The 16382-nt window shown below is 68.7% G+C and carries 11 protein-coding genes and 2 pseudogenes; 9 read left to right on the top strand and 4 right to left on the bottom strand.

Translation table 11 applies throughout. The annotated features are described in order from the left end of the window. Positions 1–180: L-serine ammonia-lyase, iron-sulfur-dependent, subunit alpha (locus tag AB0K02_RS23350; RefSeq protein ID WP_365994443.1), on the top strand; the 180-nt coding region annotated here is incomplete at its 5' end. A 574-nt stretch (positions 181–754) separates the two neighbouring features. Here the strand turns inward: AB0K02_RS23350 and AB0K02_RS23355 are convergent. The 3 genes from AB0K02_RS23355 to AB0K02_RS23365 form a co-directional block, all read right to left on the bottom strand. Beyond that, the gene (locus AB0K02_RS23355; RefSeq protein ID WP_365994444.1) at positions 755–985 is read right to left on the bottom strand and encodes a hypothetical protein; all 231 of its coding nucleotides are present in this window, start codon (positions 983–985) and stop codon (positions 755–757) included. Between the two features lie 84 nt (positions 986–1069). Further along, positions 1070–3718, bottom strand: a complete 2649-nt coding sequence (locus tag AB0K02_RS23360) for a SpoIIE family protein phosphatase (RefSeq protein WP_365994558.1) — start codon at positions 3716–3718, stop codon at positions 1070–1072. Between the two features lie 3127 nt (positions 3719–6845). Continuing rightward, the gene (locus AB0K02_RS23365) at positions 6846–8837 is read right to left on the bottom strand and encodes a hypothetical protein (RefSeq protein WP_365994445.1); all 1992 of its coding nucleotides are present in this window, start codon (positions 8835–8837) and stop codon (positions 6846–6848) included. A gap of 1201 nt (positions 8838–10038) precedes the next feature. Between AB0K02_RS23365 and AB0K02_RS23370 the strand changes: the two genes are divergently transcribed. The 4 genes from AB0K02_RS23370 to AB0K02_RS23385 all read left to right on the top strand — a co-directional run bounded on the left by AB0K02_RS23370 (position 10039) and on the right by AB0K02_RS23385 (position 13544). Continuing rightward, the gene (locus tag AB0K02_RS23370; protein WP_365994446.1) at positions 10039–11160 is read left to right on the top strand and encodes a hypothetical protein; all 1122 of its coding nucleotides are present in this window, start codon (positions 10039–10041) and stop codon (positions 11158–11160) included. A 339-nt stretch (positions 11161–11499) separates the two neighbouring features. Next, entirely contained in the window at positions 11500–11781 is a 282-nt protein-coding gene (locus AB0K02_RS23375; RefSeq protein WP_365994447.1) for an SH3 domain-containing protein, read from the top strand. 164 nt (positions 11782–11945) lie between these two features. After that, positions 11946–12314 (top strand): hypothetical protein, encoded by a 369-nt coding sequence (locus tag AB0K02_RS23380; protein WP_365994448.1) that lies wholly within the window; start codon positions 11946–11948, stop codon positions 12312–12314. Positions 12315–12323: 9 nt separating this feature from the next. Continuing rightward, positions 12324–13544, top strand: coding sequence for a hypothetical protein (locus AB0K02_RS23385; RefSeq protein ID WP_365994449.1), 1221 nt, complete (start codon positions 12324–12326; stop codon positions 13542–13544). Positions 13545–13643: 99 nt separating this feature from the next. Here the strand turns inward: AB0K02_RS23385 and AB0K02_RS23390 are convergent. Next, a pseudogene (locus AB0K02_RS23390) lies at positions 13644–13823 on the bottom strand (DUF6009 family protein); the annotation flags it as partial. Between the two features lie 228 nt (positions 13824–14051). Here AB0K02_RS23390 and AB0K02_RS23395 point away from each other — a divergent pair. The 4 genes and pseudogenes from AB0K02_RS23395 to AB0K02_RS23410 all read left to right on the top strand — a co-directional run bounded on the left by AB0K02_RS23395 (position 14052) and on the right by AB0K02_RS23410 (position 16236). Then, a complete protein-coding gene (locus AB0K02_RS23395; protein ID WP_365994450.1) occupies positions 14052–14885 on the top strand; it encodes a hypothetical protein in 834 nt (277 codons plus the stop codon). Between the two features lie 40 nt (positions 14886–14925). Next, positions 14926–15081, top strand: a complete 156-nt coding sequence (locus AB0K02_RS23400; RefSeq protein WP_365994451.1) for a hypothetical protein — start codon at positions 14926–14928, stop codon at positions 15079–15081. A 240-nt stretch (positions 15082–15321) separates the two neighbouring features. Further along, positions 15322–15579: pseudogene (locus AB0K02_RS23405) on the top strand (site-specific integrase); the annotation flags it as partial. Between the two features lie 258 nt (positions 15580–15837). Further along, complete coding sequence (locus AB0K02_RS23410) at positions 15838–16236, top strand: hypothetical protein (protein WP_365994559.1); 399 nt, start codon at positions 15838–15840, stop codon at positions 16234–16236. Positions 16237–16382: the final 146 nt, after the last annotated feature.

Here is a 16382-nt window from a genome sequence, read left to right on the forward strand (position 1 = left end):
AACGGCATGGCGGCGGTCAAGGCCGTCACCGCCGCGCGCATGGCCATGCGCGGCGACGGGACCCACAAGGTGTCCCTGGACAAGGTCATCAAGACCATGAAGGACACCGGTGCCGACATGAAGGTGAAGTACAAGGAGACCGCCCGCGGTGGCCTCGCCGTCAACATCATCGAGTGCTGAGGGAAACCAGACCATTGGACGGGTCACCAAGCGACGGCGCGTGCTGCGCATCCGGGACAGTGCGATGAGCAGTTGTCCGAACTGGTCGCGGAGGAAGCGATGGAGATCCGCTGGGCAGCGGGCCCCGGCGATTCTCATGCACGCCGGGTGCCGACTTCGCGTTGGCCGCCGGGTTGCTGGTGAGCGAGGGCGCCAAACAGGTGGGGCACCTCCCCCTCGAGCAGAGTCGAGGATGGGGAGACTTGGAACACGTACAACGTCGTCGACGTGCAACTCGCCCGGGGGTGTACCGGGATTCGACGTCGCGGTGGTGATTCTTTTCAGTCCTTTCGAGGACCTCGGCGGCCGCATCGTGTCTACGCGCAAGCCCTTCCCGAGCTGTCCGCAATCGTGAACTCCGCTCGGTTCAAGCGCCGTTGCCCGAGCGGTTCCGGCCCCGGCTGCCCACACCCCAGGGCGGCCGGGGCCCCTCACAGCTTTCCGCCGTCTTCGCTTCTTCTCGTTCTCAGGTGACCGCGTCGCGCAGTGACTGGATGCATGGCCGCCGTCCTGGCCCAGCTGCCCGGAAACTGAGTCACGACGTGACGTGCTTGCCGACGGTGCCGCTCTCCGCCGCCCGGTGGGCGTCGGCGGTACGGTCGAGCGGAAAGCGGACCAGCGGAAGGCTGTGCTCCTCGCCGGCCGGCAGCGCGCCGTCGCGGACTGCCGTGGCAATGTCCTGGACGGGTGCGGCTCGCGCTCGCGCTCGCGGACCGGCGGTGTAGAGCGCCAGGAAGGTCGAGATCGTGCCGCGCGTCCGCAGCAAGGCCAAGTCCCCTCAACTCTTCAGGACCTGCAGCTGGCGGGCGTACTGAGTACGGATGTGCTTCCAGTGGAGCCAGACGTACGGTCATTCATCCCACTGCTCAAGGAGGGCGTCGAGGTCGGTGTCTGGTTCTGTGGCTCCGTTGTGGAGTGCTTGTTCGGTCCAGATGATTTTGCCGCGGGCGGTGTAGCGGGTGCCCCAGCGTTCGGCGTACTGGGCGACGAGGAACAGGCCGCGTCCGCCCTCGTCGGTGGTGGCGGCCCGGCGCAGGTGTGGGGAGGTGCTGGAGCCGTCGGAGATCTCGCAGATCAGTGTGAGGTCGTGCAGCATCCGGACCGTGATGGGCTGGGTGCCGTAGCGGATGGCGTTGGTGATGAGTTCGCTGAGGATCAGCTCGGTGCTGAAGGCGATCTCCTCAAGTCCCCAGGCCTCCAGCTGGCGGGCGCACTGGATACGGATGGGGGCGACGGCTGCGGGGTCGGACGGGACGTCCCACTGGGCCACGTGCGCGGGGTCCAGCAGACGGGTGCGGGCCACCAGCAGTGCGATGTCGTCGCTGGGGCGTTCGGGGAGCGTGCCGTCGAGAATGTCCTGGCAGGTTTCCTCTGGGGTGAGGTGCGGTCGGCCGGTCAGGGCGGTGCGCAGTAGGCCGAGGCCGGTGTCGAGGTCGTGGTGGCGGTTCTCGATGAGGCCATCGGTGTAGAGGATGATGCGGGAGCCTTCGGGCAGGTGGAGTTCGGCGGTCTCGAACGGGAGGCCGCTGCCCACGCCCAGGGGAGGGCTGACGGGCACGTCGGGGAAATCCACCGTGCCGTCGGGGAGCACGACGGCGGGCGGGGGGTGTCCGGCGCGGGCCAGGGTGCAGTGCCCGTTGACCGGGTCGTAGATCGCGTACAGGCAGGTGGCGCCGGCCACGTCGTGGCTGTTTTCCTCGGTTGTTTGGTCCTGGTCGATTCGGTCGACCAGCTCGTCGAGGTGTCCGAGGAGTTCGTCCGGGGGCAGGTCCAGCGCGGAGAAGTTGTGCACGGCGGTGCGCAGGCGGCCCATGGTGGCGGCGGCGTGCAGTCCGTGGCCGACGACGTCGCCGACGACGAGGGCGACGCGCGCGCCGGGCAGGGGGATGATGTCGAACCAGTCGCCACCGACCCCGGCGTGGGCGGGCAGGTAGCGGTGGGCCACCTCCAGTGCGGACTGCTCGGGCAGGCCGCGTGGCAGCAGGCTGCGCTGCAGGGTGACGGCCATGGTGTGCTCGCGGGTGTAGCGGCGGGCGTTGTCGATGCACACCGCGGCGCGGGCGGCCACCTCCTCGGCGAGGGCCAGATCGTCTCCTTCGAAGGGCTCGGGTGTTTCCGAGCGCCAGAAGCTGGCCACCCCCAGGACGATCCCCCGGGCGGCCAGCGGGACGGTGATCAGAGAGTGGAGCCCGGAGTCGATGATCCGCTGTGCGCGTCCGGGGTCCTGTGCTCGCCATCCAGTTGCGGTGCGCAGGTCTGCCTCGAGAACGGCCCGCCCGATGGACAGGCCTCTGACCTGCGGGGTTGAGGAGACGAAGGTGATCAGTTCGCCCGTGGGATAGAGCGGATGGTCCTCCCGGACGCCGGTGGTGGCGACGCGGCGCAGCTGGTGCTCCGTACCGGCTGGCTCCTCGCCGCGCAGTACCGGCTCCGCCAGATCGACGGTGACGAAGTCGGCGAAGTGCGGTACCGCCGCCTCGGTCAGCTCCTCAGCGGTCCGGGTCACCTCGAGGGTGGTGCCGATGCGCACGCTGGCGTCGTAGAGGACTTTGAGGCGTTGCCGCGCAGCTTTCACTTTCCCGGACAGTGCCTGCAGCTCTGTTGAGTCCCGGAGCGTCACGACACTGCCTGGGGGGCCTCCGTATCGGTCGGTGGGTCGTTGGTTGACCACCAGCAGTCGGCCCCCCGCCCGGTGCACCTCGTCAGTGGCTTCACTGCCTGAGGCCAGGAGCTCGGCAGTGCGGGGCGGGAGGTCGAGCTCGCCGACATGCCGGCTCTCCGCCTCCGAGGGGAGATCGAGCAGCCGCTGGGCTTCATCATTGGCGAGCAGCAGCCGGCTGTCCTCATCGACGATGAGGATCCCTTCCTTCACGGAGTGCAGCACCGCGTCATGGTGCTCGTACATCCGCGTGATCTCGGCGGGGCCAAGGCCGTGGGTCTGGCGCAGCAGCCGACGGCTGAGCAGCATGGTTCCCCCCATGGTGACGGCCACCGCGCCGGCGGTAGCGGCCAGCACGGGCGGCAGCTGCTCTTCGACCCTGTCGCTGACATGCTCAAGCGTGATCCCGGCGCCGACTGCGCCGATCACTGAGCCATCGGCTTCCTTGACGGGGATATAGGCCCGGGTCTGAGGGCCGATGATGCCTACAACCTCCTCCCTCACGCTCCGCCCGGCCAGCAAGGGGGCCATGTCCGTATTGGTGTGCCCGCCGATGGGCAGCACCCCGGTGGTGGCTTGGACGTTTCCGCCCCGGTTGAGAACAACCACGAAATCCACACCGGAGCCTTTGGTGGCCTCCTCGACCCTCGGCTGCAGGATGGCGGTGGCATCCGGGGACTTCATGGCCTCCACAAGCCCCGGGGAACTGACAAAGCCCTGCGAGACAGCGAATGAACGGTTGCTGGCCTCTCGGGTGCTCTCCCGCTGGGCTGCCAGCACAAGCATGATGACTGCACCGATGGCAAGCAGCACCACGACTGCTACCTGCAGCACGAACATCTGGCCGACGACACTGCGGACACTCAGCACCGAGCGCAGGCCCTTTCCCGAACTGCGAGCGGAACCGACTGGGCGCCGGGCAACCAAGAAAGACCTGAATCGACCAATAAGTCCCGACATGCGGATATTTTAGATTGGCTACTGGTCCTGTGCTCGAACCACACCCTTGGCAGGAGACTTGGCGGTTCGGATTTCGGTGGACCGCACGCTCCACCTATGCGATCTCGGCATGTCCGTAGGCGGCGCAGTTGCCGGATGCAGTCAGGCCGCTGAGCGGTGTCCCGGGAACTGCTGGTCGGGGTGATCCTGCCGTGGTTGGGGGATCAGCGACTTCCAGGGCAAGCCCCATCACGCCGTTTTTGCCCGCAACGCTCCGCGTCTCGCGGCTGCACTGCGGGGTCTGGACGCCCTGCTGGGCGTGGCGACTGAGCCTGGTGAGGCGACCTATTTCGGGGCTGCTGAAGAGTACGCGATCAAGGCACCGGACATCGTCGACGGCCTTGGGCCGAATCTCACCGACTTGCTGTGACGTGATGCCGTCAGTGCGCACGAGTGTTCCTCGCTACGAATTCCCTGTTGGGGTCACTCAGGAGGACATGGCAGCTCTCCGCCCTCCGAGTTGGCGCGCTCGGCCAGCAACGTGGTACGCCCGGCCCAGCATCGAACCGAGCCGGCGACAGGTCGGCCGCCTTGCGATCAAGATGACGGATTGTCCAGCGGCGAGAACGTGACGGATCGTTGATCTGCGGATCCTTCCGCCTCTCCGATCTAATGGCAGCAACGACGACTCGCCACTGGTCGTTGCTCGCGTCGGCCGAACCGGGAGCAGCTCAGTCCCCCCACACACAGCTTCGGCGCATGAGCGACGAGGCGGTCGGCGGCGGCAGAGACTCTGGGCGTCATCACGTCTGGGCTCGGGGCAGGCAGTCGACAACCCTGTGCCTCACCTCACGCCGCGGACGACGCCGGCACAAGCCAGCAAGCTGTCCTGATAGCGGCGGGTGCGCTCCAGAACATCGTCGAAGGAGGCGAAGATCCTCCGGCCGTGATGGGGATCGAGTAGTGGTCTCCGTAGATGCCTGCGAGGTGGTCTGCGAGGGCGCGCGCCTCCTTGGGCCAGTCGTCGCGAGGGTCGTGCCGGTCGGTCGACAGCTCCGCCGCCTGGCGCGGAACCGGATAAGAGCCCATCAGGTCGCCAGAGAGGAAACAGCTGGGACGAAGTCGTGCCGCAGCTCCGGCCCTTCGTGGCAGCGGCGACAGTGGCCCGGCTTGTACCAGTCACGGTGAACGTCTCCGATGTGACCGCACACTGCGCAGGGGTGCATGCAGGTGTACGCCGTGCATCCATCGCTGACGCTCTGGGCGACAGTGCCCCCACAGACTTTGCAGAGATCGGTTCGGGTTTCCATGGCCCCTCCCGTGTTATTGGATAACTGTGCTTCCAGGGCGGTGCGCCGGCCATCGGGCCTGGTTCAAGCACATCGGCACGCCACTTTTGGTGGTGGGCGGTGGCCTCCAAAGCCGCATCGTAACCGGCAGCACGCACGGCTGTGGCCAGGGCCCGCTTCAGACTGCGGTGCTGCTCCGTTTCCCCCTGGCGGTGCAGTGCGGTGAGCAGCGGTCGTGCGCGAAGTACCGCCCACCGCGGCCGGACATCTTGGCGTGCATGTCCAGCAATCCGGCGTCGGCTGTGGCACCTTGACGGTCCACCAGGTCTCGCGGAGCCAGAGTACGGACCAGGTTCGCAGGACCCGTGTGGTTGCTCCTCCGTCCCGGGCCTCCACGACGGCGCCATGGTTGCACCGCGGCGGCCTGGCACAGGTGCTGTTCCGTCGTCCAGGGTCCAACCGCCTGCGCTGTTGGACCGGGGCGGCGGCAAACCTGCACCGAGGCGCGACGGGGCAGCGGTCATCGGTGAAGGAGCCCCCATGGTGATGGCTGCGGCGAGACGGGTGGCGTTCACCGCCAGGCAGCCGGTGAACAGGAAGCGCCCCATGGAGCAAGTGAATCCCAGCCTCGCCGGTAACCAGGCAGGCGCACCAGTGGTCCGTCGGCGGGCGGGTCACCACGAAGGGCGTAGCGACAGAGCAAGGACGACGAGGCCGCTCACCGAGCCGATCTTTGTCCTGGTACCGAAGCCGCGGGGTTGGCGGTCAAGCCTGGAGCGGGTTCTACGATGGGCCGGTGACCGAGAGACTGCCCCCGTGGGCATTGACTGGACAGGGCGTACAGGCGGTCGGTGTCGGGCACGCGCAATCTCTCCCTCGTCCCGTTGGCGGTGTGCCGCCCGGGTGGCCGGTCGGTCCAGGCTGCCGGGTGCTGCGGGCCGGCGGCGGCCTGGACGGGAGGTGGTCCCGTGGTGTGGGAGCGCTGGGGCGGAAATGGTCGCGGGTGCACCGGGGGACTGACTGCGGGCACGCAGGTAGCACAGCGCCCGCTGATCTCGGCTGGACTGACTGGAACCGGTAGGCCCTTCAGGCCGCAACCAGTCGCAGCGCCGCCGTTCCGGCCTCAGAGCCGTGACACATGAGTCGCGCACCGAGGGCACCCGGCGAATCACCGCACGAATCAGCGGGTCTCGGCACGGGGGGCTCGGCGGTGTTTCAGGTGTGGGAAGGGACGGGGTCAGTGCGTATTCGGCGTCGAGCTGACCGGCCCGCCCTCTCGTGGCCTGGGGAGCTGGTCGTCTGGTGTTGCGTCCGGTGCCGTGGCCGTTCGTGGGGAGACTTGGACGCTGTGCCTCTCTCGTATCGATGCGAGCCTGGCTGCGGCGATGTCGGTCCGGCGTGTCACCCTGTAAGGGCCCGGCGACGCCCCGTCCTCGAAGCCGATGCCGCCGCCGGGCACACTGCTATGCGGTTCCGCCCCCGGAGGTCCGGCTGTCACCGGCGAGTGAGCGAGTAGCAGGACGGCGGAGCGGAAATTCCGCTTCGGGATGGCCGCCAGCGCTTCGTCCGACGATTCACTGCTGGGCCTGTTCTGGTGGTCCCTCCAGGGCAGTCATGAGATCGCCGCCTGCTTGTACGCCAAGGCCCAAACTGAGGCGGGCTGGTAGCGGCCCGGCCCGAGCGACCATCTGCACAGTCTCCCCTCGGGTGGCATGACCCCCGTCAGCGTGTGTGATGGGTCAGTGCTGCGGGCCCTGACGGCGGTGAGTGTGAAGCGGGGTCGGTTCCGTCTGCTGGCGGGTGGCATGCGATTCAGGCTGGGCCGGGGAGCGAATGAGGGCAGCTTCGGCGTAGATCCGATCGTAGGTGGAGGTCGGGGTCGATGCTGGGGCGAGCTGTTCGAGCTGACGGGCTACCTCGATAAGTGCCCGAATTTCAGCTGCCCGTTCGTGCTGTGCGGCAGAGGCGAGCCGGGCGTCGCTGCTGTCCGGGTTGCTCGCGCGTTGCAGGTTCTCCTGGGTTGCCCAGAGTTGCTCGTCCAGACTGATGATCATGCCGTGGAGGCAGAGGTGCGCGTCGTGGGTCGTGGGGAAGGCGGCCAGGACTGCCGCCCGGTCCGCCGACCGCTGCAGTTCCTCACCCCTGGTGGTCACGTGCCGGGCGGCCGGGGGGTCGGGTGGGAGGTCGGGACGGTGTGCGTGGAGGCGCCCCAGCATGACGTGCAGGGCCTGACGGCGTGCGGTGCGCAGCTGGTGAAGGGTCGCCGCGGCTTCGGCCCGGGCCGGGTGGGTGTCGGGGCGTGCCGCTTCCAGTGCGCTGGTGGTGTATGCCCGTGCGGCTCGGGGATGGGTTTGGCGCCAGGCCGCGCCGTAGGGGTCGTGGCGCAGTGCGTTCAGATCCGGCGGCGGGGCGAGGGCGATGTCGTGTGCTTCGGCGTCTGGGGAGGCGGGGTTCGATGGGTGGTACTGGGCGGCGGTGAGGGCACGGGCTTCGGCTTCTGCGGCGCGGATCATCCGCTCACGGTCCGGATCGAGTTTCACAGGCGCGGTGTGGGGATTGGCCGTCGCTTCCGCCTCGCCGAGCGCGAGGTCGTCCGTGAGAGGTGCCTTCAATGCCCACAGCCGGTTGGCATCCTGACTTCGTAGGGTCAGCTCGTTCAAAAGCGCTTCTGTGGCCTGCCGGGCCTCGTTCAGCGGGGTGGATTGTGCCAGCGGCTGCAGCAGGCGGTAAGCGTCGGCGAGTTCGGTGGTGTCCCGGGTGTCGGCGGCGGCCGCGGAGTTCAGAGCCTGACGTGTGCGCGCCGCCCAGTACTCAGTGAGCTGGAGTGCGTCCATCGGGGCGGGCCCGGCGAAAGGTCCGACGGCGGGCAGCTCGTCGGCTCGCGCCGGACGGCTCCTGGACAGGACTGGTGCGGTCATGCCTGCGCGCTGGTACTCGTCGTGCTCCACTGCCGTGTCGATGATGGTCTGGGTGAGGGGGCTGCCGAACGTCAGGTACCAGTCCGCTGCGGCCATGCTCCACCGCTGACGGGCCGGGTCGTCGTCAGCATCCGCCGTGAAGAGCCCGGGGGCGTCCTGTGTGAGGCGAGAACGCAGCCAAAGTGCCTGGTAAGCGAGCAGAAGGTCACTGGACATGGCGCTGTGGGCCTGGGCGAGCAGGTTGTGCACCGGCATCAATTGGGCCGGCCTGCCGTCCGGATAGAGGTGTAGCCGCATGCGGTGGCCAGGGCGGTCGGCGTGCAGGAAGTCCTGCATTGCCTCGGCAGCGTGGTCGTAGACGAGGTCACGTCTGCCGTTACTGCCGTCCACCCGTCCGACCGAGTAGAGGGGGCGGTCGGCCTGATGATGCGCCCAGAGGGCATTCTCTTGCTGGTACTGCTCCTCGACCGCCTGTAGCAGTCGAACAGGGTCGGGAACCGCCTGCGGGAACCGCGCGTGCAGCAAGCCCAGTGCTGGTCCCTTCAGGAGGATGTCGCCGTCTCGGGGCACGTGGTCCTGGCGGTGCCGCACGCTGGCCAGCAGGTCCAGCAGCAAGGGCAGCAGGGTCCGGTGCCGGCCTTCCCAGTCGGCGAAGCTCCGGTCCCACAGCTCTCGGGAATGGCCCCGTTCGGCGGCGTAGGCGCGGAGCACGTCGTCCAGGTGCCGCAAATCGAATCGCGGCCGCGGGTGGGGAGCGGCGTGGAGGGCCGCTCGTACGGCGAGCATTTTCTCCAGAGCTGCAGGGTGAGTCACCAGATGCTCCTGTTCTCATGTCCGAGAGGCATCTGAGGGATGCAGACGCCTGGAACCAGGGCCGATCCGCACCATGGTCGCTGCGAGCCACGACGATCTCCCAGTTGTTCGCAGGAAGCAGCAGCCGTTGCTGTCTCGTTCCAGGGCTCGGTACGTCAAGTTGCCTTGGCGGTTCAAGGGTTGGGATGATCGAGCGGCTGCCGCGCGTGGTGACGGCCACTCAGCCTGCCCACACAGCGGAGAGGCCGAAGGTCAGCGACCTGTCCGACGGCTCCGTTCCGGTCCGCAGCCGCCGTAGGCCCTGGCGACCGTCCGTCGATGGGGAGGATATGTGCATGTGTGAGCGCGGACCGCAGTGAAGGGCGGATCCGGCTTGCGTCGTCCGAGAGGTGCGGAACTCGCGCCCTCCACGCCGGGGCTGGACGGTTCCCTTCTCTCGGCACTCGCTCCACCGGCAAGGCGGTACGTCGCGCAGGTTCCCGCCGCGGCGTCCGCGACAGGCATCACTCCTCGCCGGTTCCGCATACACTCCGCAGCCGCTTCCGGCCGAACGGGAGCGGAACCGGTTCTCGGGAAGGACGGATTGACCGTGTGGCATGAAGCGCCGATGTACGACCGGCTCGTTGCGGAGCTTGGCGACATTCCGGCGCAGGTGCGCAGCGAGGCCGATCGCACCGTTCGTCAGCTGGCCCGAGTGATCCGCCCGAGCACGTCGGCGGTCGGCGGCCTGCCTCAACCGGGGAGGCCGTTCGCGACTGGACAGCAGTAGCCATCGGTCGTTGCTGTGCTGGCTCTCGTCATGGCCTGGGGCATCCGCAAGCGTGTGCGCCGATGACTGGCTCGTCGGTCACCCGGCCTTCGGGCCGGCGCAGGTTCCTCGTGCGCACGGCTCGCCTCAGCGCTCTGCTGCGGCCAAGCGGTCTGCTTGTCCTCGCAGCGTGACGGTGGGCCCGCGGTGACCGGAGGTACCCGGCTTTCCGGTTCCGCCGTGCGGGGCTCGCAGTTCAGCGGGCGCGGTGATGGTCGTGGTCCTCACCGTCAGCGGTGTCGTAGGTGGTGCTGCCGGGTCGCCGCCGTTGCGGCGCATTCCGGGTTCGAGGACACACCGGACCAGTCTCCCGTCGGAGGCGGCTACTCGAGAGCATTTCCGGTATTACGGTGGGTAGTTGCACCGTGTCATCGCTCAGGGGCGGGGGTCGTCGTGGAAGATCGTGTCCGGCTGCGGGAGGTACACCAGCTGTCGGCGGAAGAGCTGGTGCCTTTGTTCGAGCGGGACTTCCGCAATCTCGTCACTGTCGCGATTGCGGATGCCACACGCCGCCTGTCGCATCCGGTGAGGCGGCTGCTGCGCAGCCTGGAATGGCATCAGGACTGGACGGACGCTCTGCTGTGGGCTGAGGGGGAACTGCAGGTCTCTGCCGAGCGCATGGCGCTGGTCGGCGACGACCGCAGGGAGGGTGTGGAGGGGCAATTGCGGCGGGTGCGGGCGTGTCTGCATGAGTCGCGTCGTCTCGCCGCGGACTTCCGCCGCCAGCAGTACGAGCGATCGGACGATCGGCAGAAGCTGCTCAGTGCGCAGCGCACGGCGCTGACGTGGCTGTCGAAGGCCTTCCCCGAGGACTATGCGGGGCTGGTGGCCCAGGTCTGTGCCGAGCGGGGTCTTGCGGAGGATTGGGAGCGGCCCGCCGCGCGGGATGTCTTCGAATCGATCGAGCGTGCGTGCCATGAGGGCGATGTGACCGTGACGATGACGCCGCCGGTGGCAGCTCTGCTGGAGCGCGGGCCGCAGTCTTTCCGCGGTGTGGTGGCCAAAGATGCCCGGGAACAGAACGAGCGCAACGTCCTTCTGCGGCATCCTCTCGTCCTGCGCCGCTGGAGCAGTGCGCTGGAGGAGCTGGTGGAGATGACGCTCGAGCCGGCGCGTGCGTCCTCCCACACGGCGCTGGGCACACTCGCGGAGGATCTGCGCCTGCTGGGGCACGACAGGGCCATGCGGGTGATCAATAGTCGGCGGTTCTACTGCGCCGTCCAGCAGCGGCAGCACGAATGCGATCGGATCGTACGCCGCCTCATGGAAGCCATCACGGAGCGCGCGGCCGCCGCTCCCGAGAAGGTCGCGCGGCGAGAGGCCGTTGAGCACGCCGACCGGCTCCTGTCCGCCCGCCACCCGCAGGCGTATGCCCGCATCCGTGAGGCGCTGTGCCCGTACGAGGCCTCTCCCGGCGTTCTGGATCCTGTTCGGCTGACGTCGGCGGAGCGCAACAGGCTCAAGTCCCGGCTCCTCCAGGAGGTCACCGGCAAGCCCCGCCGGCTGACCGTTTGATGCCGGCGTAGCTCTTGCCGCAGGCAGGGTCTTGAAGGACGGGACGGGACGGAGAGCCGTCATGTCCGAGTCGACACGCTGTCTGATGGTTGGCGCGCGGCGTTGATTCAGCGCTCGTACCGTGGTGGGAAGGCCGCTTTCGACAGGACGGGCGGCTGGCGGCCTCCGCGTTTGTTCGCACGTTGCGCGGGGGCCGCCCTCGGCTTTGCACGTTCCGCGCGCTGGAACGACGTCGCAGACTGCGGTGTCAGGCGGTGGGACGTCGGGCCGCTGTGCCTGCTGTGGGCGTTCGCGGGCCCGCAGGTTCCTTGCACTGTTGTTGAGTGCAAGGGGGTCCTCATGCGCTTCAGGTCGCGCGTCGTAGCCGTCGTCAGTTCCGTGGTTCTCGCGATGGGGGGAGCATCTCTCGCCGTCGCGCCCGCCGCCTCCGCGGTGTCCATCCCGTCGCAGTGCCAGTTCCAGTGGAACGAGCCGCGGACGGCGACGACGATCAGCGCCGTTCACCTGCGGACCGGTCCCGGCACGTTCTACACCTCCCTCGGCATCCTGGCGAGGGGAACCGGTTTCACCCACTACTCCTGGCCTACCCCAACGGCAGCAGCCGGGCGTGGGGGAAGGTGACGTCGGGCCCCGATACGGGCCGGTGGGGCTACGTGTACTGCAGCTACCTGAATGGCTGAGTCCGCGTGCCGCCTGCGACACTGGCCCGCTGTCGCGTACGCAGGGGTGGCCTTCGCAGTCCACTCCGGCGCCTTGAGCCAGCGCCTGTTTTCCAGGGAGTAGCAGTGCCGAATCCGCAGAATCCGATGTTCACGCAGGTGCAGTTGGTCGGGCCGGCTGAGGCGGTCGACCGGCTGATGGGGGCGCTGAGCGGAGTCAGCGAGGTGATCTTCGACGCCCGGTCGGAGCCCGATGCGCGCGGCGATGTCACTGGTGTGGCGCGTGTGGTCACTCACGCCGGAGTTCAGGACCTGGCGGGAGCGGGCACGGTGGCGGTCACGGTGCAGTCCGTCCTGGAGGTCGAGGGTGGCGCCGCGGCCCGCAGGCGGCAGGTGGAGGAGAGCGTCCGCGCAGCTCTCGGGAGTCTTCCCGGGGTCCGGCAGGCGAGCAGCCGCGTGGTGGCGGCTGTGCCTCTGCCCTCGCCTCGCGAGTAGGCGGCGGTCATGGCGGGAGCGCAGGCACGGCTATCGGGCGAAGGGGTGTCGCTGTGGCTGACCGACTGGAAGACCGAGGTCGGCGGAGCGTGGTCGGCTCGGCGCCTGATGGCGCTGGTCGGCGGCGCGCCAGCGGGGCACCTGGATTTTCTGCTCCACCCTGACGGGCGCGCCCTGTCGGTTCTGATGCTGCTGGTGAATCCTCAGTTCCAGCGCCGGAACCTGGCGTCGGTCATGATGGACGCACTGTACGCGGCGCATCCCACCGCGTGGATCGACCACGGGGGCCGCACCGGGGAGGGAGCCCGGTGGTGGGACCGGTACAGCGAGCCCGCGCCGGAACGCAACATCCATAACCGGCCGCCGTCGGAGTGGGCCACGTATTTCGATGCCGTGCAAGTGGCGGCCGACAAGGCCCAGAACGTCTACACGAACCGGTTTTGCGGCCTGGACGGGCATCGCGAGGCGGAGTACCGCTACGACGAGGATCTGGAGGCGGAGGCCCAGACTTTCGCGGCCTCCTATCGTGCGGCTCGCGTGCAGGGCCCTGACCCGGCCGTGGACGACCTGTACGGCGGGCTGCAGGTGGCCCTGCCGCCCGGGCTGCACCGTCTGGTGCACGACAGCGGCCGCGACGCCGGCCAGCGGGCCCAGAAGCTGCTGGAGCACCTGGGCCACGGGAATCTACCGGCGGACGCCGCCTGGAACAGCACCGAGCGCGCGACTTTCGACGACCTCGCCCACGACGACCTGTTGGAGGGCCCCTCGGCCACGCCGGGGACCCATCTCGCCTTTCATGTGCTGCCGCTGTCCGGAGAGATGCCGGAGCACCATGTCGAAGCAACCTGGGTCAGGTTCTACAATTCGCCCGGGGTGCCGGTGCGGCTGGCAGCGATGTCGTGGCGGGAGGCGCAGCGGCCGTGGGTGACGCACCGAGCCGATTTCACCATCCCGTGGGAGGCGGCGATCGCGCCCACGCGCTGGCAGGAGGCCTGCGCCGAGTACCGGGCCCGGTACAACGAGCTCGGCAAGCTGCGCCCGGACGCAGCAGCTGAGGAGCCGCATCCGTACGCAGGGCGGGAGGCCGAGATCCGCGCCGCTGCCGACAAACTCATGCGGGGGCGCGAGGATCAGGCTGCGCCCCCGCCTGCAAGAAGCGCGCCCGCTGCCTCGCAGGAGCAAACGACGGTGCACCAGTCCCCCGCGCCGCTCTCGCCGCGCCTGCGGTAGCCGGCCATGCAGGGCTGAGCGAGCTCCAGGCAGGCATCGGATGAGCGGTACGGGGGCTTCGTCCGGCCGCGTGGCCGGGAGTTCGGGTCCTCCGGGCGGTCAGTTCGGAGCTGATATCGCTGTGCCGGCCGTGCCGCGCGGGGACCGGTGGCTCCTCTCGCCGACCTTCTTGGGTTCCACGGTTCTCGGGTCGACCACTTCGCCGGGGGCGCCGTGGCGGTGGATGCCGGTGGGGTCGCTGGCGCGATCGTGGGGGTAGAGGAAGAACGCTGGCTCACGGCGGCAGGCCGACGGTACGGCACCACGTCGCCGCCCCTACCACTGCACGCCGCCGCGCGAGGGTCGGACACCGGCGAGCGGCGCTGAGGAGCAGGGCTCGCAGGCAGCCTCGCCGCCCGGAAGTCCCCCCGCCTGGCAGTTCCACATCGGGCACCGGCGCCAAGACGAGGTGCCTAGCGTGCCGGTGGGGTGGAGAGGTGCCACTGCCGGTGAAGTAGCGTCATGGTCATGTCGACACCGCAGAACCCGTACGGGCAGCAGCCGAATCCGTACAGCCAGCCGCAGTACCAGCAGTATCCGCAGTACCCGCAGCCGGGGCATCCGCAGCCCGGCTACGGGCAGCCGCCTCACCCGGCGGCGGGCGGCTGGGGCGGCCCCCCGCCCTACGGCCCGCCACCGGCGCCGCCGAGGAAGAACCGGACCGGCCTGACGCTCACCCTGGCGCTCGGTGCGATCCCGCTGATCCTCCTCCTCGTCTGGTTCGGCAACAGCGGCAACGAGCGCTCGGACGATGCGGGCGGCGGCAGCGAATTCCCGGCGACAGAGTACGAACTGACGGCACCGAAGACGCTCCTCGACGGGAAGTACGAGCTCGCCGACGACCAGTCCGCCCAGCGGCAGCAGCAGCTCGAGTCGTCCGCCGTCGACGAGTCCAACATCCGTGACCCGCAGGCCACCGTGGCCCAGTACACCTCGAAGTCCGAGGGCGGTGTACTGGTGCTCTCCGGCATGCACGGCAGCATCAAGGACCCGGACGCAGCCCGCAGGCAGATCCTCGACGGCGCCGCTACGGCGGACGGCGCCACGCTCTCCGTACCGGCGAAGGACTTCACCCCGGCCGGCTCGGAGGTCACCATCACCTGCCAGGTCGTCACCATGGCACAGACCGGCGGCGGCAGCAGTCCGCTTCCCATTTGCGCGTGGGCCGACGAGAACACCAACGCGTCGGTGTCGGTGATCACGGCCGCCGGGGCGACGCAGTCCCCGGAGGAGGTCGACCTCGCCGCTGCGGCGGAGGCGACGGCTCAGGTCCGCGAGGAGATCCGCCGGCCGATCGGCTGAGACCACCGGCCGGCCTGGCGCCGCCGCTGTCTTCGACCACATGGTGCGGCTTGGGTGGATCAAGCCCGCGCAGTCGGTAGAGGTCCGCTTCGGCACGAGCCAGGCCGGTGCGGTCGACGTCCCGCTCTACACCACGGACTCGGTCGACGCGCTGCCTGTCACACGGACCAAGGTCGACTGGGAGCGGCTGCGTTAGGACAAGGATCTCTGACTGTCTCATGTGCCATCTGAGGCGACACCGGGAGAGCGGGGAGACCGTTAGGTTCCCTGACCTCTTGTTGTCTCAGAGGGAGTTGGGGTGGATCACTTCTTTGTGTCTCACGGCAAGGTGCGTCGGTTCTACGAGGCACCGCCGGGAGTCGATTTCGATGCGGTGGCGTACGTACAGCGGCCCGGGGCGGTGAAGGAGGGCACGCCCTTCTTCCTTGATCTCGGCATGCGTCCGGCTGAGCCGTTGTGCTCGTTCTTCCTGGAGCTGTCGAAGTCGCTCAAGGCGAAGTCGCTGGAGGACTACACGTACGACGCTTTGGACCTGGTCGACTTCCTGGGCCAGCTCCCCGTGCCGACCGACCTGGTGTCGGCCACGGAAGACGATCTGGTGGCTTACCGGGAGGACTGCACCGAGCATCGTGAGGCGCCGGACAAGCCGGCCACATGGCGAAAGCGCCGGTCGCTGATCAACAACTTCTACGACTGGGCCGTCGATGCGAGGCTGCTCGCCCGCCGATCAGCGCGGCACGGCCCCGCTGATCGGCGCCTGCCAACCCGACCGCTGCCGCAACTCCGTGATCACCCGACGACATGCACCGATCTGGATCGCCGAGGAAGACGACCTCACAGCCAGAGCCCAGGACCCCACCCTGGCACCACCCGGCCGCGAGGCCGTCCTGATCCGTCTCGCCGACGTCCAGCGCATCACCCGAACACTTCGACAAGAAGGAGTCACCTCCTGATGCCGGTGTCCGCCAAGACCGCCACCAAGCTCCGCGAGGCCATGGCCCGGCTGCTGGCCGGCGAGCCCCTGCACACCGACGGCGCCCTCACCAAGGAGAACCTCGCCCGAGAAGCCCAGGTCAGCCACGCGACCGTCCACCGCGCCGACGACATCCTCGCTGAGTGGAACGCCAAGGTCGCCCGACCCGTCCTCCGCACCCCCGGCGAGGTCGCCCGGGACGAGACGATCGCCGAGCTCCGCAGGCAGCTTCGTAAGGCGAGAGCCGAGATCACGCAGCTCAACGGCGAACTCGACGCCCTCGCGACGGTGACCGCGAACCTCTACCACGAAAACCTCGCTCTGAAGAAGAAACTCGGCAGCAGCCGACGACTGACCTCCCTCCATCCCCAGGAGTAAACGGGCATCCAGCGTGAGACCGCAGGCTGTACCGATCCCTCCTCGACAGGTCCGACCGCGCCGCGCGCCACGGGCGGGCGTTGGCGCCGGAGACAGTGAGACCGTTGGTGCTTGACGTCTCCGTCCGCCGGGTACGGCCGCGTCAG

The organism is Streptomyces sp. NPDC049597, assembly GCF_040675505.1.
Classification (GTDB): domain Bacteria; phylum Actinomycetota; class Actinomycetes; order Streptomycetales; family Streptomycetaceae; genus Streptomyces.

Coding starts and splice junctions, on each gene's coding strand:
- AB0K02_RS23360 (WP_365994558.1), bottom strand. CDS start 3,718: ATGTTCGTGCTGCAGGTAGCAGTCGTGGTGCTGCTTGCCATCGGTGCA.
- AB0K02_RS23375 (WP_365994447.1), top strand. CDS start 11,500: ATGCGCTTCAGGTCGCGCGTCGTAGCCGTCGTCAGTTCCGTGGTTCTC.
- AB0K02_RS23385 (WP_365994449.1), top strand. CDS start 12,324: ATGGCGGGAGCGCAGGCACGGCTATCGGGCGAAGGGGTGTCGCTGTGG.
- AB0K02_RS23395 (WP_365994450.1), top strand. CDS start 14,052: ATGTCGACACCGCAGAACCCGTACGGGCAGCAGCCGAATCCGTACAGC.
- AB0K02_RS23400 (WP_365994451.1), top strand. CDS start 14,926: ATGGTGCGGCTTGGGTGGATCAAGCCCGCGCAGTCGGTAGAGGTCCGC.
- AB0K02_RS23410 (WP_365994559.1), top strand. CDS start 15,838: ATGCCGGTGTCCGCCAAGACCGCCACCAAGCTCCGCGAGGCCATGGCC.